Consider the following 21,117-nt stretch of genomic DNA (forward strand, 5'->3'; position numbering starts at 1 on the left):
GCCCGCCCACCCTCGCGGGACACGCCGCAAGTACGTCCGTGTAGGCTCTTACGCGGCATCCATGCCGCGTAAGGTCCCGCGACGGTGGGCGGGCAAGGACCTGTCGGGATGGTCGGTGTGCGTGGTTGCAAGCAAGGCAAGCCGTAGGTTGCTCGGAGCACTAAGTGTTCGATCAACCTCTCGCCATTTTCCCGTCGCAAACCGAGCAACAAACGGACTTTCAACACGCAAGCTACAAACGTCGCATCTGCTATCGCAAGCCGAGCAACACTCTTTAAAAAAGCAGCCGACCAACTCTCTGGTGCGGTGTCCTTGCCGGTTGCGGGACCCTCGGCGGCATGGATGCCGCCGAGGAGCCTCCATGGACGGATTCACGGCGTGTCCCGCAAGCGGTGAGGGCACCGCGCACTCGACCGACTGGTCTTTTGACTTGCAGCTAGACGTATCGCTAGGCGTTGACCAACGCAGCTTCGGATCTCCAGACCACGCTAAAGCTCGCGCGTTCGGTCGCTTCAAGATTGCATCGGTCGATAGCGGTGTCGGTGATTCGCCGCGACAAGCAGTACCTGCGCCGGATGGAACCGACACCCCTGCAGAAATTCGGGATTCGGGATTCGAGATTTGTAGCCGCCGGGACGTTTTCGCTTGTACGGGCAACGTCTCCCCATCGCCCTTCGGGCACCTTGTCCCGAGGGGGGAAGAGGGTGCTCCGTTAGGCGACTATTCGAGTGCGGACTACGCCGTGACGTTTTCCAGGATGCGCTTGCCTTCTGCACGCAGTTCCGCGTCTGCGCCGACCTCGATCTTTGCATCGTTGTCGGCCTTTTGCGCGGCCAGACGCGCGGGGCATTGCGCCATCATGTAGTCCGCATCGAAGTTCATCCGCGTCACCAGGAAGTCCACGAAGGCGCGCACTTTCGGCGAGACCAGGCGGCCGCCGGCGAACACCGCGTTGAAGTCCACCTCCGGCCCGGTCCAACCCGCGAGCACCCGGCGCACCAGACCCGATTGCACGAAGGGCTTGGCCATCACATCGCCGGTCAACAGCAAGCCTTCGCCGCATAACACCGCGCCATTGAGCGCAGCCGGATCGTTGGCCACCATCAACGGATTGACCGGGAAATCGCGCACATCGCTGCCGTCGCTGAGCGACCAGAAAAAGCGGTTGTTGTGCACGTTGCGGTTCTTGCGCAGCGCCAGCGTGCGATGGAACTGCAGCTCGTCCGGATGCAGCGGCTCGCCATAGCGCTCGATGTAGGACGGGCTGGCGAAGACCTGCGTGCGCAGGCTGCCGAGCTTGCGCGCCACCAGATTGGAATCGGGCAGCGCGCCGACGCGCAGTGCCAGATCGGCTTCGCCGCCGATCAGGTCCAGCTTCTCGTTGCCCAGATGCATGTCCAGCTGGATTTCCGGGTATTGCGCATGGAACTCGCCCAGCAACGGCGCGATCCAGGTGATGCCCAGCGAGTAGGGCACGGTGAAGCGCAGCCAGCCACGCGGGCCGGACTGCAATTGCCCGACGGCGCTCTCGGCTTCTTCCAGTTCGCGTGCGATGCGCTGGCAATGTTCGTGATAGACCGAGCCGGCTTCGGTCAGGCCGATGCGGCGCGTGGTCCGGTGCAGCAGGCGGGCACCCAGGCGGGTTTCCAGTTCCTGCACCTTGCGGCTGACGGTGGTCTTGGGCAGGCCAAGCGCATTGGCGGCGGCGATGAAGCTGCCTTGTTCGACCACCTTGACGAAGATCAGGGTGTCGTTGAGATCGTGAGTCATGGGGACTGCCTTCCGGGGGTCAGGAGGGATTAGACCGCTTACGGGACGATTATTCCCCTAAATCCGGACTAATCAAGTGCTGGTTTGGGGCCTAACTTATGCGGCATCCCCTCCATGCAGGAGCACGGCCATGTGGTTGTGCAATGTTTTCGGCTTGTCGTCGACATCGCGTAGCGCCATCGAAGGTGCCTTCGATCCAGTGGTTTCCACGGCGAGAAGCCCGCGTACCGGCGTTTCGCGCGCTTTTTCGGCATCGCCCCGGCGTCAGGCCGGCGGCGCGCCGACACAGCGGACTGGACTGTCGGCGCGTCTGGCGCAGCGCGGAATTGTCCCGATGTCGGGAGTGAAAGTCCCATGACCGGGATGGTCCAATCCGAGACGGCCGTCATTGGCGGCGCGGGCAATGTCGGCGCCGGTATCGTCGCCGCCTTGCTCGATGCCCGGATGCCGGTGCTGGTGATTGGACGCGACGCCGCCAAGCTCGACGCGCTGCGCGCGCAGCATGGCAATACACCGCTGCTGGAAACCTTGCAGGGCTCGGTCGCCGACGACGCTTCGGCGCAGGCGCTGGCCGGCGAACTGGCCCAGCGCCCGCGTCCGCTGGCGGCGGTGATCGCCAGCGTGGGCAGCCCGCTCAAGGCCGGCCGCCTGCTGGACCGCCCGGTCACTGCGCTGCGTCGCCGCATCGAGCGCGATGTGCTGCCGCACCTGGCGGCCGCGCGGCATCTGCTGCCGCTGCTGGCCGAGGCCGAGGGCGGTGGCCGCTACCTGTTGCTGGGCAGCCCCTGCGCGCTGCGTGCCTGGGCCGCGCACGGCGATACCTCGATTGCTGCTGCCGCCACCCGCATGCTCGCCCAGGTCCTGCACGAGGAAGCCAAGCCGCTCGGCGTCCGCGTGCACCTGCTGTCGGTCGAGCAGCCGGTGTGTACGCCGGGCCGCGCCAAGGACGCGTGTCCGGAATGGATCCGCGCCGTGGATGTCGGCCGTGCCGCAGTTTCACTGATCGCCGGGCCTGGCCAGCCCGGGCAAGCCATCGTGACCGTCAGCCGTCGCCTGCACGCCGCTCCTTCGGCCGACCGGCTCGCCGGTCTGCATTTTCCCATCCCCACCCGAGAGATTTCCCCATGACCCCGAACGCCACCCCGTTCCGTTTTCCCTTGCGTACTGTATTGACGGGCGCCGTACTCGCGGTTGTGCTGGCCGGTTGCGGCAGCAAGGCTGCCGAGACCGGCGCGCCGCCGCCGCCCAGCGTCAGCGTCGCCCCGGTGTTGCTGAAGGAGATCAGCCAGTGGGACGAATTCAGCGGCCGCATCGAGCCGGTGGAAAGCGTCGAGCTGCGTCCGCGCGTGTCCGGCTACATCGACAAGGTCAACTACGTCGAAGGCGCCGAAGTGAAGAAGGGCGATGTGCTCTTCAGCATCGACGACCGCAGCTACCGTGCCGAATTCGCGCGCGCCAACGCGGCGCTGGTGCGTGCACGCACGCAGTCCACGCTTGCCCGCAGCGAAGCGGCACGCGCCCGCAAATTGTCGGACCAGCAGGCCATTTCGACCGAGACCTGGGAGCAGCGCCGCGCTGCCGCCGATCAGGCCGACGCCGATCTGTTGGCCGCGCAGGCCGCGCTGGATACCGCCAAGCTCAACCTGGACTGGACCCGCGTGCGTGCGCCGATCGATGGCCGCGCCGGGCGTGCGATGGTCACCGCCGGCAATCTGGTCACCGCCAGCGACAGCGCCAGCGTGCTGACCACGCTGGTGTCGCTGGACAAGGTGTTCGTGTACTTCGATGCCGACGAAGGCACCTTCCTGCGTTATTCGCAGATGGCCCGCAACGGCGAGCGTCCGGATGCGCGCGGCGGCGAGTTGCCGGTGCGCATCGGCCTGGTCGGCGAGCAGGGCTTTCCGCACACCGGGCGTGTGGATTTCCTGGATAACCAGGTGACCCGCAGCACCGGCACCATCCGCGTGCGCGCGGTGCTGGACAACGCGCAGCGCCAGTTCACGCCGGGCCTGTATGCACACGTGCAGTTGCTGGGCAGCGGCCAGTTCAAGGCCATGCTGGTCGACGAAAAGGCCGTGCTGACCGATCAGGACCGCAAGTACGTGTACGTGGTCGACAAGGACGGCAAGGCGCAACGGCGCGACATCGAGCTGGGCCGCAATGCCGACGGCCTGCGCATCGTGCGCAAGGGACTGGCCGCCGGCGACCGCGTGGTGGTCGATGGCGTGCAGAAGATCTTCATGCCCGGCATGCCGGTCGATGCCAAGACCGTGGCCATGGCCACCGCACCGGACAAGCGCACCGCGTCGAACTGATTCATCGCTGCATCGCACCCGTGACCACCGGCCTTGAAACAAGGCCGGTCCGGGGCCGCTGTGCCGCGCCGCCATCCGGCGGCAACCTCTTTCAGGACCACCCCAATGGACTTTTCCCGTTTTTTCATCGACCGGCCGATCTTTGCCGCGGTGCTGTCGATCATCATCTTCGCTGCCGGCCTGATCGCCATGCCGCTGCTGCCCATCAGCGAGTACCCGGAAGTGGTACCGCCGAGCGTGCAGGTGCGTGCGGTGTATCCGGGCGCCAATCCCAAGGTCATCGCCGAGACCGTCGCCACGCCGCTTGAGGAAGCCATCAACGGCGTGGAAGACATGATGTACATGAAGTCGGTCGCCGGCTCCGATGGCGTGCTGGTGGTCACCGTGACCTTCAAGCCGGGCACCGATCCGGACCAGGCGCAGGTGCAGGTGCAGAACCGCGTCAGTCAGGCGCAGGCGCGTCTGCCCGAGGACGTACGGCGCCAGGGCGTGACCACGCAGAAGCAGTCGCCAACGCTGACCATGGTCGTGCATCTGACCTCGCCCAAGGGCAAGTACGACTCGCTGTACCTGAGCAACTACGCCACCTTGAAGGTCAAGGACGAACTGTCGCGCCTGCCGGGCGTGGGCCAGATCCAGATCTTCGGTGCCGGCGATTACGCCATGCGCATCTGGCTGGATCCGGACAAGGTCGCCGCGCGCGGGCTGACCGCCAGCGACGTTGTGGCGGCCATCCGCGAGCAGAACGTGCAGGTTTCCGCCGGCCAGCTCGGTGCCGAGCCGATGCCCAACAAGAGCGACTTCCTGCTGTCGATCAATGCGCAGGGCCGCCTGACCACCGAAGAAGAGTTCGGCAACATCGTGATCCGCAGCGGCAACAGCGGCGAGATCGTGCGCCTGTCGGATGTGGCGCGTCTGGAACTGGGTGCGGGCAACTACACCCTGCGCTCGCAGCTGGACAACAAGAACGCGGTCGGCATGGGCGTGTTCCAGTCGCCGGGTGCCAACGCGATCGAATTGTCCGATGCGGTGCGCGCCAAGATGGCCGAGCTGGAAAAGCAGTTCCCGCAGGACATGGCGTGGTCGGCTGCGTACGACCCGACCGTGTTCGTGCGCGACTCGATCAGCGCGGTGGTGCACACGCTGCTGGAAGCGGTGCTGCTGGTGGTGCTGGTGGTGATCCTGTTCCTGCAGACCTGGCGCGCCTCGATCATTCCGTTGCTGGCGGTGCCGGTGTCGGTGGTCGGTACGTTCGCCGCGCTCTACCTGCTGGGTTTTTCGATCAACACGCTGAGCCTGTTCGGCCTGGTGCTGGCGATCGGCATCGTGGTCGACGATGCGATCGTGGTGGTGGAAAACGTCGAGCGCAACATCGAAGAAGGTCTGGCTCCGTTGGCCGCGGCGCACCAGGCGATGCGGGAGGTGTCCGGGCCGATCATCGCCATCGCGCTGGTGCTGTGCGCGGTGTTCGTGCCGATGGCGTTCCTGTCGGGCGTGACCGGCCAGTTCTACAAGCAGTTCGCGGTGACCATCGCCATTTCCACGGTGATTTCGGCGATCAATTCGCTGACCTTGTCGCCGGCACTGGCCGCCATGCTGCTCAAGCCGCATGACGCACCGAAGGATGGCCCGTCGCGGTTGATCGATCGCTTGTTCGGCTGGTTGTTCCGTCCGTTCAATCGCTTCTTCAACAGCAGTTCGCACAAGTACCAGGGCGCGGTCTCGCGCACCCTGGGCAAGCGTGGCGCGGTGTTCGCGGTGTATGTGCTGCTGCTGGTGGTCACCGGCTTCATGTTCAAGGTGGTGCCGGGTGGCTTCATTCCGACCCAGGACAAGCTGTACCTGATTGCCGGTACCAAGTTGCCGGAAGGCGCCTCGCTGGAACGCACCAACGAAGTGATCCGTCAGATCACCCAGATCGCGCTGCAGACCGAAGGCGTGGACCACGCGATTGCGTTCCCGGGCCTGAACCCGCTGCAGTTCACCAACACGCCCAATACCGGCACGGTGTTCCTGACGCTCAAGCCGTTCAGCCAGCGCAGCCGCACTGCGGCGCAGATCAATGCGGAGATCAACGCCCGCATCAGCCAGATCCAGCAGGGTTTTGCGTTTGCGTTCATGCCGCCGCCGATCCTGGGCCTGGGGCAGGGCTCGGGCTACTCGCTGTACATCCAGGACCGCGCCGGCCTGGGCTATGGCCAGTTGCAGAGTGCGGTCAATGCGATGTCCGGTGCGATCTCGCAGACGCCGGGCATGCAGTTCCCGATCGGCACGTATCAGGCCAATGTGCCGCAGCTCGACGCCAAGGTCGATCGCGACAAGGCCAAGGCGCAGGGCGTGCCGCTGACCAACCTGTTCGACACCTTGCAGACCTATCTGGGTTCGTCCTACATCAACGACTTCAATCGCTTCGGTCGCACCTATCAGGTGATCGCCCAGGCCGATGGACAGTTCCGCGACAGTGTCGAAGACATCGCCAACCTGCGCACCCGCAACGATCGCGGGCAGATGGTGCCGATCGGCAGCATGGTCACGCTGGGCCAGACCTACGGCCCGGATCCGGTGATCCGCTACAACGGCTACCCGGCCGCCGACCTGATCGGCGAAGCGGACCCGCGCGTGCTCTCCTCCACCCAGGCGATGCAGACGCTGTCCGGCATGGCGCCCAAGGTGTTGCCCAACGGCATGAACATCGAGTGGACCGACCTGAGCTATCAGCAGTCCACCCAGGGCAACTCGGCGCTGATCGTGTTCCCGATGGCGGTGTTGCTGGCGTTCCTGGTGCTGGCTGCGTTGTACGAGAGCTGGACGCTGCCGCTGGCGGTGATCCTGATCGTGCCGATGACCTTGCTGTCGGCCTTGTTCGGCGTGTGGCTCACCGGCGGCGACAACAACGTGTTCGTGCAGGTGGGGTTGGTGGTGCTGATGGGCCTGGCGTGCAAGAACGCGATCCTGATCGTGGAGTTCGCCCGCGAACTCGAAATGCACGGCAAGGGCATCGTCGAGGCCGCGCTCGAAGCCTGCCGCCTGCGTCTGCGTCCGATCGTGATGACCTCCATCGCCTTCATCGCCGGCACCGTGCCGCTGGTGTTCGGGCATGGCGCCGGCGCCGAAGTGCGCTCGGTCACCGGTATCACCGTGTTCGCCGGCATGCTCGGTGTGACCTTGTTCGGCCTGTTCCTGACCCCGGTGTTCTACGTGGCGCTGCGCAAGTGGGTCACCCGTCGCGAACCCGCTGCACCGGCCGCCGTTGCGCACGATCACGTCAAGGCGTGAGTGCGTCGTCCCCAATCCCCATTCGCAGTACAAGGACATTGAAATGAGCAACCACAAGATCGCATTGGTCACCGGCGCCACCCGCGGCATCGGCCTGGAAACCGTTCGGCAACTGGCCCAGGCCGGCGTGCATACGCTGCTGGCCGGGCGCAAGCGCGACGATGCCGTCGCCGCCGCACTCAAGCTGCAGGCCGAAGGCCTGCCGGTGGAGGCCATCCAGCTCGACGTCAACGACGACATCAGCATCGCTGCGGCGGTCGGCACGGTGGAGCAGCGTCATGGCCACCTGGACATCCTGATCAACAACGCCGGCATCATGATCGAGGACATGCAGCGCACGCCGTCGCAGCAGAGCCTGGAGGTGTGGAAGCGCACCTTCGACACCAACCTGTTCGCGGTCGTCAGCGTCACCAAGGCGTTCCTGCCGCTGCTGCGTCGCTCGCTGGCCGGGCGCATCGTCAATGTGTCCAGCATGCTCGGCTCGCTGACCCTGCACACCCAGCCCGGTTCGCCGATCTACGACTTCAAGATTCCCGCCTACGACGCCTCCAAGAGCGCGGTCAACAGCTGGACGGTGCACCTGGCCCATGAGCTGCGCGACACCGCCATCAAGGTCAACACCGTGCATCCGGGCTACGTCAAAACCGACATGAACGGTGGCGGCGGCGAGATCGAGGTGGAGCAGGGCGCGCACAGCAGCGTGCAAATGGCATTGCTCGACGCGCACGGCGCCACCGGCAGCTTTACGCATCTGGGAGAAGTGTTGCCATGGTAAGAACCTTTCTGAGCGTGGCACTGGCTGCGCTGGTGCTCAGCGGCTGCGCGGTGGGGCCGGATTACCGGCCCGACCCGCCGGCCGCGGTGACCTTGCAGGGTGCGCAGGATGCGGCCTTCAGCAGCGAATCACCGGTCGGTAACTGGTGGTCGCAGTTCGACGACCCGGTGCTGGAACAACTGGTGCGCGATGCCTTGTTCGCCAACCACGATCTGCGCATCGCCGTGTCGCGCGTCAAGCAGGCACGCGCGGTGTTCGTCGAGCGTCGCCTCGACCAGGCCCCGCACATCACTGCGCAGGGCAGCTTCGATCGACGCGAACAACAGCAGGTGGTTGCCGGCAACCAGCGCTTCCTCACCGAGCAGACCACCCTGGGTCTGGATGCGGCCTGGGAGCTGGACCTGTTCGGCCGCCAGCGGCGCGCCTCGGAAGCGGCGCGTGCGGATCTGGAAGCCGAGCAGGCCGGCCTGCTCGACGTGCAGGTCACCGTCGCTGCCGAAGTGGCGCGCAACTACTTCGAGTTGCGCGGCACGCAAAAGCAGCTGGAGGTGTCCAAGCGCACGCTGACCAACCTGCACGACACCCAGCGGCTGACGCAGACGCGTTGGGACCTGGGCGCCGGCAGCGAACTGGATGTGCAGAGCAGCCTGGCGCGCCTGAAGGCGATCGAGGCGGACATTCCGTTGCTGGAAACCGCCGAGGCGCAGTACCGCCATCGCCTGGCGGTGCTGCTCGGCCAGGCGCCCAACGCCCTGGACGCCACCCTGGTAGCGCGCACCACGCCCGCGTTCGCACGTGCGTTGCCCTTGGGCGATACCGCCGGATTGCTGCGTCAGCGCCCGGACGTGCGCAGCGCCGAACGTCGCCTGGCAGCGGCCACCGCGCAGGTCGGCGTGGCCACCGCGGATCTGTTCCCGCGCATCAGCGTCAGCGGCTTTGTCGGCTTCCTGTCCGGCGACGCGGCCAGGCTGACCGAGGGCAGCGGCAAGGCCTGGTCGATCACCCCGTCGATCAGCTGGGCGGCATTCGACTTCGGCACCGTGCGTGCCCGCCTGCGTGCCAGCAAGGCGCAGGCCGACGGTGCCTTGGCGCAATACCAGCAGACCGTGTTGCTGGCGCTGGAAGACACCGAGAACGCCTTGATCGGTTACGGTCGCCAGCAGGCGCGCCTGGCGATCGTGGTGGAGCAGGCCAATGCGGCGCGGCGTGCCGAACAACTGGCGCAGATCCGCTACCGCGAGGGTTCGGAAGACTTCCTGACCCTGCTGGACGCGCAACGCACCCAGCTGGCCGCCGACGATGCGTTGGCGCAGGCCGAGGCCGCGGTGAATGTCGGGGTGGTCGGTGTGTACAAGGCGCTGGGCGGCTGGAAGCAGGGCGAAGCACCTGCGGCACCGGTGGCCGTGCTCAATCGGTAAGGCAGGCCTGCAGGGCGGCCGTCAGGTCGCCCTGCAGGGACCCGGCTGCGCCAACGCCTCATCGGCCGATACGGCGGCTGGATTCCGGGCGACGGTCGGCATGCCTGCCGACCAGCTGATCACACGAGGGCTGCGCTCAGTCGGCCACCCGCACGCTGTCGCGGCCGCCGTTCTTGGCCAGATACAGCGCCGCATCGGCACGCGAAAACCAGTCCTGCCAATGCGTTTCGCCGTCATGGCGGGCCGCGCCCAGCGACACCGTGATCCGCCCGCCGGGGCCACGCAGCCCGTTGCGGATCACCTTGCGCAGGCGCTCGGTGGCCGCTTCCAGTTCCTGCAGGGAGCCGGCACGCAACAGCACCACGAATTCTTCGCCGCCGAAGCGGAACACCTGGTGTGGCTCGCGCACTTCGAAGCGCAGGATGGTGGCCAGATCCGACAACGCGGCGTCGCCTGCGGCGTGCCCGTAGAGATCATTGACCTCCTTGAAATGGTCCAGATCCAGGATGATTAGGCTGTTGAGCCGTTCATTCGGCTGGCGTCGGTCGATCTGATGGGTGAGCGCACGCTCGAGCATGCGCCGGTTGGGCAGGCCGGTCAGCGCATCCAGCGAGGCCAGCTCTTCCAGATGCACGCGGTCGTCCTGCATGCGCAGCGAGAACGCATACCCCACCGCCAGCGTCACCAGCGTCACCACGACCGTCGACACGCCCTGGCCGGGGCTGACGATCAGGCCCGGCAACAGCAGCAGCGCCGCCAGCAGCGGCAGGCTCAGCAGCACGGCGCGTTGCGGGCCGCACAGGAAGTAATTGGTGGCCAGCACTGGAAACAGCCAGGGCAGGGCGCCATCGCCGCCGCTCCAGCAGGCCACCAGACAGCCGCCCACATTGATCGAGGCCAGCCACACGCCGCCAGCGCCGGTGCGCTCTGCATCGCGCATCTTCCAGCCACGCCATATCGCAAGCACACCGAGCGATGCGGTGATCAGGCAGGCCAGCGCCTGACCGGTAATGGCCAGGTACACCGCATAGAGGCAAAGCAACAGCGCGGTGATCGGCCCCAGCATCTTGACGATGCCGAGGCGGAAATCCCGCCGCAGGTGGAGGATCACAGGGAAGGTTCTATAGGAGTCGGCATCATTATCGGCGGAGCCTTGCGAAAGTTGAGCGTGCACGCGCCGCGGCAGCGGGCCGGAAAATGAAGCGTTGCCGGGTCGGGCTTCGCACATCCTTGACGGCCGTGCCGCAACCGTAGCGTCTTTGCCGTCGGAGTCTGCCATGCCCACACGCGAAGAACTCGACATGCGCCTGGACGCGCTGCAGGACGAACTGCCGCAGCTATCGGCCGATGAAGACGCGGATTTCGACTATCTCGATTTTCAGGCGCGTGCCCAGGCCGTGCTCAGCAGTGCCGCGGCCGAGGACGCGGCCTATGTGCGGACCCGCGTCGACAACATGCTGGCGGGTGCCGGCCTGATTCCAACCGATGCGGATGGGCGCAGTTGCGCTTGATGCCCGCTGTGCGCGGTCAGTGCAATGCCTGCATTGCGGGCGCGCGTGGCGCGTCGGTATGCCCGCAGACGCAGGTCCAATCTGATAACGGCATGTCTCAGCCTGCGGCTGCGGTGCCCGCACTCACTACCTGATTGCGTCCGGCCTGCTTGGCGCGGTACAGCGCCTCGTCCGCGCGACGCAGCAACTGCGCCATATTGCCCGCATGTTGGGGAAAGCTGGCCGCACCGAACGAGGCGCTGACCTTCGGCAACGACACGCCATCGGCCATCACCTGCAGCGTTTCGATGCCGGCACGCAGCTTCTCGGCCATCCTGCAGGCGGTCGCCAGATCCACTTCCGGCAGGATGATCGTCAACTCCTCGCCGCCATAGCGGCAGCAGATGTCTTCGCCGCGCGTCTGCGCCAGCAGGAATTCGCCGATCGCCGCCAGCACGCGGTCGCCGCCGCTGTGGCCGTGCAGATCGTTGAACTGCTTGAAGTGGTCCACGTCCAGCATCAGCACCGACAAGGGGAGGGCCCGCCGCGTGCAGCGCGCCAGTTCGTGATTGAGCGCTTCTTCGAGATAACGGCGGTTGTACAGACCGGTCAACGGATCGCGAATGGATTGCTGGCGCAGCGTCTCGCGCAGGCGCAGGTTGTGCAACGCCAGCGATAGTTGTTCGGCTGCGGCCTCGGCCACGGTCAACGAGGCCAGATCGCGCGGATCCTCGCTGCGTAGCGCCAGCATCCCCAGTTGCGTGCCTTGAGCCGATAGCGGGATGCAGGCGGTGCTCGCATGCGCCGGAAGATTGGCGCCGATGTGTTGGCAGAGCATGCCCTGGCTGGCGTCTTCCACCACATGCGTGCGGTCGCGGCGCAAGGCCCAGCACGTATCCGGGGCGATGCTGGCGCTGTCGTCGTCGGCCATCGTGCCCCAGGCCACCACCTGTTCGGCACGATCGCGCGAGGCGCGCAGCAAATAGACCGCGCCGGCCGCGCCCGGGATCAGCGGAGCGATCGTGCGGGCGGTGATTTCCAGCGCTTCCTCGGCATTGCGGCAGTTCTGCAGCAGGCCCGAGTAACGTGCCAGCGCCTCCAGCCCGGCCGACGTGCGTTCGAGCGTGGCGAACGATTCGATCAGGCGTTCGCTGGTCGTGCTGGCCGCGTCTTCGGCGAGCACGCGCCGTTCCAGTTCGCGCGACAGCAACCGGTAGGCCAGCAACATCACCAGCAAGCCGCTGAAAATCCCGACCACCGTCACCCACAGCACCCATTGCGCGCTGCGCGCATTGGTGTCGGTACGCTTCACCAGTTGCTGGCGCTCCAGTTCCGTCATGGTCTGCACCTGGCGGCGCAGCGACGACGAGGTCTGGAACACGCCGCGTGCGATCGAGGCGCGCGCGCCATCCAGGCCCTGCTTGCGATAGCTGTGCAACAGGTCATTGATCTGGACCAGGCGCATGTCCACCAGGCGTCCGAGCGCCACGACGTTGCGCCGCTGCACCGGGTTGTCCTGCACCAGGGCATCCAGCCGCACGATGCGCTCGGGAAGCCGCCCGATCGCATCGGCGTACACCCCGAGAAACGCTTCATTGTCGGTCAGGACATAGCCACGCACCGACGACTCTGCCGACAGCATCCCGGCCTGGATCTCGTCGATGCTGGCGATCACTTCCTGCGTATGCGTCACCCAGCCGGCATCGGCCAGCGAGCGCTGCGTGGTGAAATAACCGCCCACCCCGATCAGGACGAAGATCACCCCGCCAAGCAACAAGGCGCCGGCGGCGTGACGTTTTGCGTTCCTGGTTAACACCGTGTTCCCCTGACATCGATTGTCTGGTTGAGGCTGATGCAAGTCGCGTGCCCATGCTCCACTTCGCTTGTCAGTCAGCTGCGGGACGGGCTTGAGGTCGCTCCGGCGCCGGCACGACGGTATCCTTCATGCTCGTCACCGAGCCGGGCAACAGAGTGGTCATTTTCCTTGGTAGCTATCGATTGACCTGTCGCGCTGCCCGGGGCGATGGCCCCAGCCGCGGCTGGGTCGCCGACTGGCAGATCGCCCAGATTGGGGCCAGCGCCGGCGACCTAGCGGGCAGCGCCCTGTCTGCCACGTTTCCCGACCACCGCAGTGCCATGGCCGCCGCCCGGGTTGCCGGCATGGTGACGCTGGAAGCGATGCATGCCGAAGCGCAGCGGCAGCTCGAGTCCGCGTAAGCGGCATGCGTGCCCGGTCGCATCGACCACGCCGGCACCGCACCAGCTGGCATACGGTTTGCTTCCAGCCCTGAACAACGCTGGGGAGCGTCTTGGACGGAAGCGACATGCAAGAGCTCAACAAAAGTGCCCTGGCCCTGCTGCAGCAGGAAGCCACTGAACTGCTCGCGCTATTCGATCAACTGCGTGGCGATGCAGTGCCGGCGCATGACGCGGACAGCGTCGTCGCAACCGCATCCACCGAATGCACCGAACAGACCGCCCACGTCACTAATTGACTCAGCAGGTAAGCCCGCCGACGTCTGCGATGCAGGGGCTGTCGGGCGAGACGCGATGCGACATTCTGTCAGCGCGATGTCGCTGCCGATCATGCGTCACCACGGCAGGGTATCGCCCATGAAAAAGGCCGGAAGCCCTCTGCATCGAGGAGTCCCGGCCTTAGTCGGTCGTCTTAGGACCGTTGTTTGGTGGAGGTGGGCGGAATCGAACCGCCGTCCGGAAGCACTCCATCCCCAGCACTACATGCTTAGCCCTCCGTTGGATCTCATTCCCAGGCAGCACGGTTGGCAAAGCGCACCTGGAAACCAGCCTGCTTTATCTAACCGGTAGCTGACAGGCAGCCACTACCGATGGTTCCGTGATAATGACCCTACACCTACGAGCACGGGCACAAGTAGGTTCGGGGGTTCGCCTAAGGCGGCTGTAGAACTACAACTAAAGCCAATTAAGCGGCGATAGCGAAGTCCGAACCGTAGTTGTCATCGTTGGCAACTAAAAGTTTGCTGCTGGATTAACGAGGAAAGCTGCCCCCTCGGCATGCGCCAAGCGACTTCGCGACCCCCGTCGAAACCAGTGCACCCCCGGGGAAAGCATCAAAACGCTGACCTGATCAGTGTAGGGATCGGAGCGCCCTGTCACAAGTGGTGAGACGTGCAGCGCTTACAGTTGCTTCAGTCCTATCGGACGGAAAAGTCTGGTAATCAAGGAGCCAAACGATGGCGACAGGCAAGCCCCCAGGTCCACGGCAGGCACGCAGCACGCCCCGCAAACGCGCATCGGGCGTCGACACCCCCAGGCCTCGACGCGCAGCCAAGGCTGCGCAGCAGCAGGCGCAGGACACCGTACTGACGCGCGTGCAGGGCAAGGCGCGCACTGTGATCTACATCCATGGCATCGGCAACAAGCCGCCGGCCGAGGTGCTGCGCTGTCAGTGGGACAAGGCCTTGTTCGGGCGGCCGATGGGCGAGCGCACGCGCCTGGCGTACTGGGTCAATCGCGAGCGCTATCCGGTTGCCGAACCCGGTAACTGCGACGCACGCGATGTCGGCCCGGCGCTCAATCAGAGCGTGCAGCGCGCCTTGAGCACGCTTGGGCTGGTGCCAGGCGAGCAGGATCTGCATCTGCTCGCCGATGCCTTGGCGCAGAGCGAGCAAGAGCGTGTCGATCTGCACCGCTTGCTGGACGAACTGGATGCCGCGCCCGCGATGCCGGCGGCGGGCCAGGTGCAGGCCAAAGGTCCGATCGATGCGATCAACCGCGTGCTGCTGCGGCTGATCTCCGCCGCGCTGCTGCAGGACGTGCACGATTTGTTCTTCGTGCCCGAGCGTGCGGCGCTGATGCGCGAGAGCCTGACGCAGCGGTTGCGTTCGGGTGGCGGGCCGTTTGTGGTGGTGGCGCACAGCCAGGGCTCGATGATCGCCTTTGACGTGCTGCGTCAGCTCCAGGCGGCCGAGTGCGAGGTCAGCCTGTTCCTGACCCTGGGCTCGCCCTTGGGCCTGCCGCAGGTGCGCAGCATGTTCAAGCGCTGGACCGGCACACGCAAGCTGCCGTTTCCCGCGTGCGTACGGCGCTGGATCAACGTGGCCGACACGCGCGACCCGATCGCGCTGGATCCGGATCTCGGCGACGATATCGCCAACGCCAAGGGGCGTTTCGAAAACCTCGCGGGCGCGCGCCTGAATCCGGACTGGCAGCACAACGCGCATTCGGGCTCGGGCTATCTGTCGATTCCGCAGGTGCGCGCGGCGGTGCGCGAAGCGGTGGGCGTCGGCTTCGACCAACCGGTCTCCAATGCGGTGCTGATCAAGGATCTCAGCGAGCAGCTGGAAGCACATGGCGCCGAGTATCGGCACGAAGTGCTGATCGAGCTGGATCGCCGGTTGCTGGGCGACGACCCGGCCGCCACGCGTGCGCTGCTGTTGGCGCAGTTGCGCCAGACGGCTGCAGCGACCACCGGCTTGAGCGGCGATGCGCTGGACGAGGCGATCGAGCTGGAAGATGGCTTGCAGCGGTTCGTGTCGGCGCGGCTGACGCGGTTCGAGATCGAATCGCTGCAGGACCGCTACCGCGCGCTGGGATTCCGGCGCGTGTGGCGCGATGCCGGCAAGCGCGCGTTGATCAACGTGTCCGGCAACGTCCTGCATGCCGATGCGGCGCGCACCGCGTATCGCGCGCGCGGGCAACAGATCGGCTGGGCGGTGCTGGACACCGGTATCGCAGCCAGTCACCCGCATTTCTTCGCAAAGGGGGAGCGCGACACGGTGGTCGCGCAATGGGATTGCACGCGGCGGGGTGCAGCCAGGCGATTGACGCGCGCCGACGGCGATGCCTTCGCTCGGCTGGATCGTCACGGGCACGGCACGCATATCGCCGGGATCATCGCCGGCCATAGCCGCGCAGTGGTTCCCGACGCGCAGGGCAACCCGGGCAAACCGCTGGAGTTTGCCGGCATGGCGCCGGACACCCAGCTGTACGGGTTCAAAGTGCTGGACGATGCCGGCAACGGCCGTGATTCCTGGATGATCAAGGCGTTGCAGCAGGTGGCAGCGATCAACGAGCGCGCCGGCGAGCTGGTCATCCATGGCGTCAATCTGAGCCTGGGCGGTTACTTCGATCCGGAGAGCTACGGCTGCGGTTTTACGCCGCTGTGCAATGAGTTGCGGCGGCTATGGCGGCAAGGCGTGCTAGTGGTGGTGGCCGCCGGCAACGAAGGCCTGGCCTGGTTGATGCGCAACGACGGCGATGCATATCCGGCCAACATGGATCTGTCGATCAGCGACCCGGGCAATCTGGAAGACGCCATCGTGGTCGGCTCGGTGCACAAGAGCAGCCCGCACAATTACGGCGTGTCGTATTTTTCGTCGCGCGGACCGACCGCCGATGGGCGCGGCAAGCCGGATGTCGTGGCGCCGGGTGAAAAGATCCTGTCGGCCTATTACGATTTCGACCCGAAAGATCCGGCCAGCCTGATGGTGGAGATGAGCGGCACCAGCATGGCCGCACCGCACGTCTCCGGCGTGCTGGCCGGCTTCCTCTCCGCCCGCCGCGAGTTCATCGGCTTCCCGGATCGGGTCAAGCAGCTGATGCTGGACACCAGCACCGACCTGCAACGCGATCGCTATGTGCAGGGCAGGGGAGTGCCGAATTTGATGCGGATGCTTGGAGCGACGTGATTCGGGATTAGGAATTGGGGATTCGCAAGAGCATGGGTTCTACGCGCCGCGTTGCTCGCCGGGGCCGAGAGCCATGCAAACGCCTGCTGCGAATGGATTTGCCGTTACCAATCCCCAATGCCGAATCCCCAATCCCGGCTACTCACGCATCCCGGTTATGCCGCCGCATCACGCGCTGCTTGTCGCGTTGCCAGTCACGGTCCTTGGCGGCGTCGCGCTTGTCGTGGTTCTGCTTGCCCTTGGCCAGCGCGATTTCCAGCTTGACCTTGTTGTTGCTCCAGTACAGCGCTGTCGGCACCAGGGTGTAGCCGTCGCGTTCGACGCTGCTCAGCACCTTGTCGATTTCCCGGCGGTGCAGCAGCAGCTTGCGGTCGCGGCGTTCCACCGGCACGGTGTGGCTGGAGGCCTGGATCAGCGGGGTGATCTGCGCGCCGATCAGGAAGATCTCGCCGGAGCGCACATAGGCGTAGCCATCGATGATGTTAGCGCGGCCCGCGCGGATCGCCTTGACCTCCCAGCCCTGCAGGGCCAGGCCGGCTTCGTAGCGCTCTTCCAGGTGGTATTCATGGCGCGCACGCTTGTTCAGCGCGATGGTTTTCGTGGCCGTCGCGCCGTTTGCTTTATCCTTGGCTGGTTTCTTGCTCATGCCGCCATTGTCGCCGATTCGGCGTCATCAAACGATCTTCTGTCTTTCACAAGTTAGCGAATGCCTACCATCCGTCGCAGCGCCCTGGTCGAACACAGCGCCACCCGCATGTTCGATCTGGTCAATGATGTTGCCGCCTATCCGCGCCGTTTCGGCTGGTGCGATGCTGCGCAGGTGCTTGAACAGGACCAGGCGCATATCGTGGCGCGGCTGGATCTGGGGTTGGGGTCGTTCCGCACCTGGTTCACCACCGAAAACGTGCTCGAACGTCCGCAGCGCATCGTCATGCATCTGCGCGACGGGCCGTTCAAGCGCCTGGAAGGCCTGTGGGAGTTTCAGTCGCTGGGCGAGAACGCCTGCAAGGTCAGCCTGACCCTGGAGGTGGAAACCAGCTCGCGGCTGTTGGGTCCGGCGCTGGCGCTGGGCTTTCAAGGCCTGGCCGACCGCATGGTCAACGATTTCGTGCGGGTCGCCGATCGCGGCGACGTCTGAGCATGCGGGTCGACGTCGTGCTGGCCTGGCCGGACCGCTGCAGTTCGGTATCGCTGGAGCTGGCCGAGGGCGCCACCGTCGCCGAGGCGATTGCCGCCTCCGGTCTGGCATCGGATCGACCGCCTGCCGCGCAGGCGATCCATGGGCTGATTGCACGCGCGGATCAGGTGCTGCGTGACGGCGACCGGGTCGAATTGCTCAGGCCGCTGCTGCTGGACCCGAAGGAGGCACGGCGTCGCCGTGCCGGACCAAGCAAAAAGGCCGGTCCCAACGGATAGCTGTGGGCCGGCACTGCGACGTATGTGCGCTGTGCGCAACAGTGAGCTCTTCTGTTGAGCGATCTGGATAAGCGAGCGCAGCCGGTAGCTTGAACAGGCGCATGTCGCCGCAAGACGGCTGACGGAAAACCGCGGATGTCGATATCCAGATCAGCGCTGCAGTTCCTGACCCAACACGTCTCTGCGACCAGGCAAATAAAAAACGCATCCGTTCAAACGGATGCGTTTTCTGGTGCGGCGACACTCAGGCGATCGCGCAGTGCGCGACCGAGCGCATCAACGGCCGCGCTGCTTTTTCTTGTCGCGGGCCAGATTGCGACCGAACTGCTTGGGTGCCGACTTGGCCAGCTGCTCGTCCTGCGAGGGGAAATAATCGCCTTCCCAGCGAACGACCTGCTCGTTTTCGAAGAACACGGTGAAGTTCTTGATCTCGGTGCGCGCCAGACGGTCCACGCGCTGGGTGGAGGTGTAGTCCCAGCGCTGCGAATGGAATGGATCGGGGATCGAGGGGGTACCCAGCAACGCGCTAACCTGCTGCTTGCTCTGGCCTACCTGCAGTTGCTCCACGGCATTCTGTTTGATCAGATTGCCCTGGTAGATCGGCTGCTTGTAGATGATGCCGCAGCCAGCGGTGGAAAGAGCAACGGCGGCGACCAGCAGGAGATTACGCATCGGGGATTAAGTGCTGAGGAAATCACGCCGATGATACACTCCCGCCGGTCGCCGCGACCCGTTTGATGGCAGCTGGCGCTAAATCGCCAATGAACGGAGAACATATGGAAACCCACGACCTGCGCAAAGTCGGGCTCAAGGTGACCCACCCGCGGATGCGGATCCTGGAGTTGCTCGAGCAGAAGAGCAACCAGCACCACCTCAGCGCAGAAGACATCTACCGGCAGCTGCTCGACCATGGCGACGAAATCGGTCTGGCCACGGTGTATCGGGTGCTGACCCAGTTCGAGGCCGCCGGTCTGGTGCTGAAGCACAATTTCGAAGGCGGCCAGGCGGTCTATGAGCTGGATCGCGGCGGCCATCACGACCATATGGTGGACGTGGATACCGGCCACGTGATCGAGTTCGAGAGCGAAGAGATCGAGGCCTTGCAGCGGCAGATCGCCGCCCAGCATGGCTACGAGCTGGAAGAGCACTCGCTGGTGCTGTACGTGCGCAAGAAGCGTCCGCGCTGACGGCAAGCTGGTGGCATCGCGGTAACGACAAGGCGGCTTCGGCCGCCTTGTGCGTTTGCCGCCATCGGCTGCCTGGGCAACCCCGATGGCGGCCGAGACAGCGCCCGGCGGCTCAGGCGCTCTGCAGCAGCTTGCGTGCCGCCGCGCGGGCTTCCTTGCTGACTTCCACCCCGCCCAGCATGCGCGCCAGCTCTTCCTGGCGCGCCTGCGGGCCGAGCAGTTCGACCGCGCTCTGGGTCATGCCGTCCACCGGCGCCTTGCTGACCCGATAGTGCGCGTGGCCCTTGGCGGCCACCTGCGGCAAGTGGGTCACGCACAGCACCTGGCGCTCTTCGCCCAGGGCGCGCAGCTTTTGCCCGACGATGTCGGCCACCGCGCCGCCGATGCCTGAATCCACTTCGTCGAAGACCATGGTCGGCACGCTGTCCAGCCCGAGCGCGGCGACCTCGATCGCCAGCGAAATCCGTGACAGCTCGCCGCCGGAGGCGACCTTGCGCAATGCGCGCGGTGGCTGCCCGGCGTTGGCGGCGACCAGGAATTCCACCCGCTCGGCGCCGTTGGGGTCCGGGCGCAGGGTGTCCTGGGGCTGCAGCTGGATCAGGAACTGCCCGCCGCCCATGCCCAGCTCGCCGATCAGCGTGGTGGTGGCGGCCGACAAGGCCTCGGCAGCGGTGGTGCGGCTGGCGCTGAGGCTGCTGGCCGCGCTGCGCCAGACGCCGATCGCCGCCTCGATATGCTTGTCCAGCTGCTGCAGGCGCTCGTCGGCGCCGCGCAGGCTCTCCACTTCCAGGCTCATGCGGTCGCGCTGGGCGGCCAGTTCGTCCGGGGTGACGCGGTGCTTGCGGGCCAGATCGTGCAGGCGGCCGAGCCGGCGCTCCATCGCCTCGAACTGGGCCGGATCGGCCTCCAGGTCGTCGCGCACGCGGTCGAGCAGGGCCAGCGCCTCCTCGATCTGGATGACCGCGCTGTCCAGCAGTGCATCGACCTCGCCCAGGCGCGGCTCGTGCTCGGCCACGCGCGCCAGGTCATGGCGGCTGTCCTGCAGCAGGCCCAGCGCGGAGGCGCCGTCGTCGCCATTGAGCTGCAGGGCCACGCTGTCGCAGGCGCCGATCAATGCGGTGGCGTGCGCCTGGCGGCGATGATTGACGTCCAGCGCGGCGATCGCGGCCGGGTCCAGGTCCTCGCGTTCCAGTTCGCTGAGCTGGTGTTCCAGAAAGCCGATGCGGTCGGAGACATCGCCCTGCGCGGACAGCGCATCGCGTTCGTCCAGCAGGGCCTGCCAGCGCTGGCTGGCCTGGCGCACCTGCTCGCGCTGCGCGCCGTTGCGGGCGTAGGCGTCGAGCAGGGCGAGCTGGCTGTGGCGGGCCATCAGGGCCTGGTGTTCGTGCTGGCCGTGAATCTCCACCAGCCGCGAGGCCAGCTCCGCCAGTTGCGAAGAGGTCACCGGGCGGCCGTTGATCCAGGCACGCGAGCCGCCATCGGCACGGATGATCCGGCGCAGCTGGCATTGCGCGTCGTCGTCGAGCTCGTTGTCCGACAGCCAGGTCAGGCCCGGGTGCTGGGCCGGCAGCTGGAATTCGGCCGACAGTTCGGCGCGGTCGGCACCGTGGCGGACCACGCCGCTGTCGGCGCGCAGCCCGGACAGGAAGCCTAGCGCGTCCACCATCAGCGACTTGCCGGCGCCGGTTTCGCCGGAAACCACGGTCATGCCTGGCCCGAATTCCAGTTCGGTGGCGCGGACGACGGCGAAATCCTTGATGGAGAGGTGTCTGAGCATGGGATCGAGTGTGAACGCTTTGGG

The 21,117-nt window shown here is 65.9% G+C and carries 19 protein-coding genes and 1 other RNA gene; 13 read left to right on the forward strand and 7 right to left on the reverse strand.

The genetic code is table 11. The annotated features are described in order from the left end of the window. Positions 1–735: 735 nt before the first annotated feature. Entirely contained in the window at positions 736–1,770 is a 1,035-nt protein-coding gene (locus ACCQ04_RS07345; protein WP_054592674.1) for an XC_2801 family transcriptional regulator, read from the reverse strand. A gap of 130 nt (positions 1,771–1,900) precedes the next feature. Between ACCQ04_RS07345 and ACCQ04_RS07350 the strand changes: the two genes are divergently transcribed. The 6 genes from ACCQ04_RS07350 (at position 1,901) to ACCQ04_RS07375 (ending at position 9,554) form a co-directional block, all read left to right on the forward strand. Next, positions 1,901–2,128 carry a hypothetical protein gene (locus tag ACCQ04_RS07350; RefSeq protein ID WP_081008617.1) on the forward strand — a complete coding sequence of 76 codons (228 nt, stop codon included), beginning with the start codon at positions 1,901–1,903 and terminating at the stop codon, positions 2,126–2,128. Beyond that, positions 2,125–2,898 carry an SDR family NAD(P)-dependent oxidoreductase gene (locus ACCQ04_RS07355; protein WP_046342206.1) on the forward strand — a complete coding sequence of 258 codons (774 nt, stop codon included), beginning with the start codon at positions 2,125–2,127 and terminating at the stop codon, positions 2,896–2,898. The genes ACCQ04_RS07350 and ACCQ04_RS07355 overlap by 4 nt, the downstream gene beginning before the upstream one ends. Next, positions 2,895–4,085 (forward strand): efflux RND transporter periplasmic adaptor subunit, encoded by a 1,191-nt coding sequence (locus ACCQ04_RS07360; RefSeq protein WP_024938934.1) that lies wholly within the window; start codon positions 2,895–2,897, stop codon positions 4,083–4,085. Before ACCQ04_RS07355 ends, ACCQ04_RS07360 begins: the two co-directional genes overlap by 4 nt. A 105-nt stretch (positions 4,086–4,190) precedes the next feature. Next, positions 4,191–7,361, forward strand: coding sequence for an efflux RND transporter permease subunit (locus ACCQ04_RS07365; RefSeq protein WP_184614184.1), 3,171 nt, complete (start codon positions 4,191–4,193; stop codon positions 7,359–7,361). Positions 7,362–7,404: 43 nt separating this feature from the next. Beyond that, positions 7,405–8,136, forward strand: coding sequence for an SDR family oxidoreductase (locus ACCQ04_RS07370; protein WP_016904913.1), 732 nt, complete (start codon positions 7,405–7,407; stop codon positions 8,134–8,136). Further along, the gene (locus ACCQ04_RS07375; protein ID WP_043087390.1) at positions 8,130–9,554 is read left to right on the forward strand and encodes an efflux transporter outer membrane subunit; all 1,425 of its coding nucleotides are present in this window, start codon (positions 8,130–8,132) and stop codon (positions 9,552–9,554) included. Before ACCQ04_RS07370 ends, ACCQ04_RS07375 begins: the two co-directional genes overlap by 7 nt. Positions 9,555–9,690: 136 nt before the next feature. Here the strand turns inward: ACCQ04_RS07375 and ACCQ04_RS07380 are convergent, their stop codons facing one another. After that, positions 9,691–10,665 (reverse strand): GGDEF domain-containing protein, encoded by a 975-nt coding sequence (locus ACCQ04_RS07380; protein ID WP_226426586.1) that lies wholly within the window; start codon positions 10,663–10,665, stop codon positions 9,691–9,693. Positions 10,666–10,759: 94 nt separating this feature from the next. On the opposite strand from ACCQ04_RS07380, the gene ACCQ04_RS07385 reads away from it, so the two are divergent. Then, the gene (locus tag ACCQ04_RS07385) at positions 10,760–11,065 is read left to right on the forward strand and encodes a hypothetical protein (RefSeq protein ID WP_046342210.1); all 306 of its coding nucleotides are present in this window, start codon (positions 10,760–10,762) and stop codon (positions 11,063–11,065) included. 97 nt (positions 11,066–11,162) lie between these two features. Here ACCQ04_RS07385 and ACCQ04_RS07390 read toward each other — a convergent pair whose 3' ends face one another. After that, a complete protein-coding gene (locus ACCQ04_RS07390; RefSeq protein WP_046342211.1) occupies positions 11,163–12,860 on the reverse strand; it encodes a sensor domain-containing diguanylate cyclase in 1,698 nt (565 codons plus the stop codon). 155 nt (positions 12,861–13,015) lie between these two features. Here ACCQ04_RS07390 and ACCQ04_RS07395 point away from each other — a divergent pair, with 155 nt between their 5' ends. Together ACCQ04_RS07395 and ACCQ04_RS07400 are read left to right on the forward strand one after the other, a co-directional pair. After that, positions 13,016–13,261, forward strand: coding sequence for a hypothetical protein (locus ACCQ04_RS07395; protein WP_226427121.1), 246 nt, complete (start codon positions 13,016–13,018; stop codon positions 13,259–13,261). Between the two features lie 107 nt (positions 13,262–13,368). Beyond that, complete coding sequence (locus ACCQ04_RS07400) at positions 13,369–13,539, forward strand: hypothetical protein (RefSeq protein ID WP_226426585.1); 171 nt, start codon at positions 13,369–13,371, stop codon at positions 13,537–13,539. Between the two features lie 187 nt (positions 13,540–13,726). Here the strand turns inward: ACCQ04_RS07400 and ssrA are convergent. Then, positions 13,727–14,123, reverse strand: a transfer-messenger RNA (tmRNA) gene (gene ssrA / locus ACCQ04_RS07405). A 133-nt stretch (positions 14,124–14,256) separates the two neighbouring features. Here ssrA and ACCQ04_RS07410 point away from each other — a divergent pair. Then, the gene (locus tag ACCQ04_RS07410) at positions 14,257–16,713 is read left to right on the forward strand and encodes a S8 family peptidase (protein ID WP_226426520.1); all 2,457 of its coding nucleotides are present in this window, start codon (positions 14,257–14,259) and stop codon (positions 16,711–16,713) included. A 142-nt stretch (positions 16,714–16,855) separates the two neighbouring features. Here ACCQ04_RS07410 and smpB read toward each other — a convergent pair whose 3' ends face one another. Beyond that, a complete protein-coding gene (gene smpB, locus ACCQ04_RS07415) occupies positions 16,856–17,359 on the reverse strand; it encodes an SsrA-binding protein SmpB (RefSeq protein ID WP_006449452.1) in 504 nt (167 codons plus the stop codon). A 60-nt stretch (positions 17,360–17,419) separates the two neighbouring features. On the opposite strand from smpB, the gene ACCQ04_RS07420 reads away from it, so the two are divergent. Together ACCQ04_RS07420 and ACCQ04_RS07425 are read left to right on the forward strand one after the other, a co-directional pair. Next, positions 17,420–17,851 carry a type II toxin-antitoxin system RatA family toxin gene (locus ACCQ04_RS07420; protein ID WP_016901567.1) on the forward strand — a complete coding sequence of 144 codons (432 nt, stop codon included), beginning with the start codon at positions 17,420–17,422 and terminating at the stop codon, positions 17,849–17,851. A 2-nt stretch (positions 17,852–17,853) separates the two neighbouring features. Then, positions 17,854–18,129 carry an RnfH family protein gene (locus tag ACCQ04_RS07425; RefSeq protein WP_167708715.1) on the forward strand — a complete coding sequence of 92 codons (276 nt, stop codon included), beginning with the start codon at positions 17,854–17,856 and terminating at the stop codon, positions 18,127–18,129. 276 nt (positions 18,130–18,405) lie between these two features. Here ACCQ04_RS07425 and ACCQ04_RS07430 read toward each other — a convergent pair whose 3' ends face one another. After that, positions 18,406–18,801, reverse strand: coding sequence for an outer membrane protein assembly factor BamE (locus ACCQ04_RS07430; protein ID WP_039528130.1), 396 nt, complete (start codon positions 18,799–18,801; stop codon positions 18,406–18,408). 104 nt (positions 18,802–18,905) lie between these two features. On the opposite strand from ACCQ04_RS07430, the gene fur reads away from it, so the two are divergent. Next, on the forward strand, positions 18,906–19,316 hold the full coding sequence (fur, locus tag ACCQ04_RS07435; RefSeq protein WP_016901564.1) for a ferric iron uptake transcriptional regulator: 411 nt from the start codon (positions 18,906–18,908) through the stop codon (positions 19,314–19,316). Positions 19,317–19,428: 112 nt separating this feature from the next. On the opposite strand, the gene recN is transcribed toward fur, so the two are convergent. Beyond that, the gene (gene recN / locus ACCQ04_RS07440; protein WP_047128487.1) at positions 19,429–21,093 is read right to left on the reverse strand and encodes a DNA repair protein RecN; all 1,665 of its coding nucleotides are present in this window, start codon (positions 21,091–21,093) and stop codon (positions 19,429–19,431) included. Positions 21,094–21,117 lie beyond the last annotated feature (24 nt).

It is taken from the genome of Xanthomonas sp. NCPPB 2866, from assembly GCF_041475745.2.
In the GTDB taxonomy this organism is placed as follows: Bacteria; Pseudomonadota; Gammaproteobacteria; order Xanthomonadales; family Xanthomonadaceae; genus Xanthomonas; species Xanthomonas arboricola.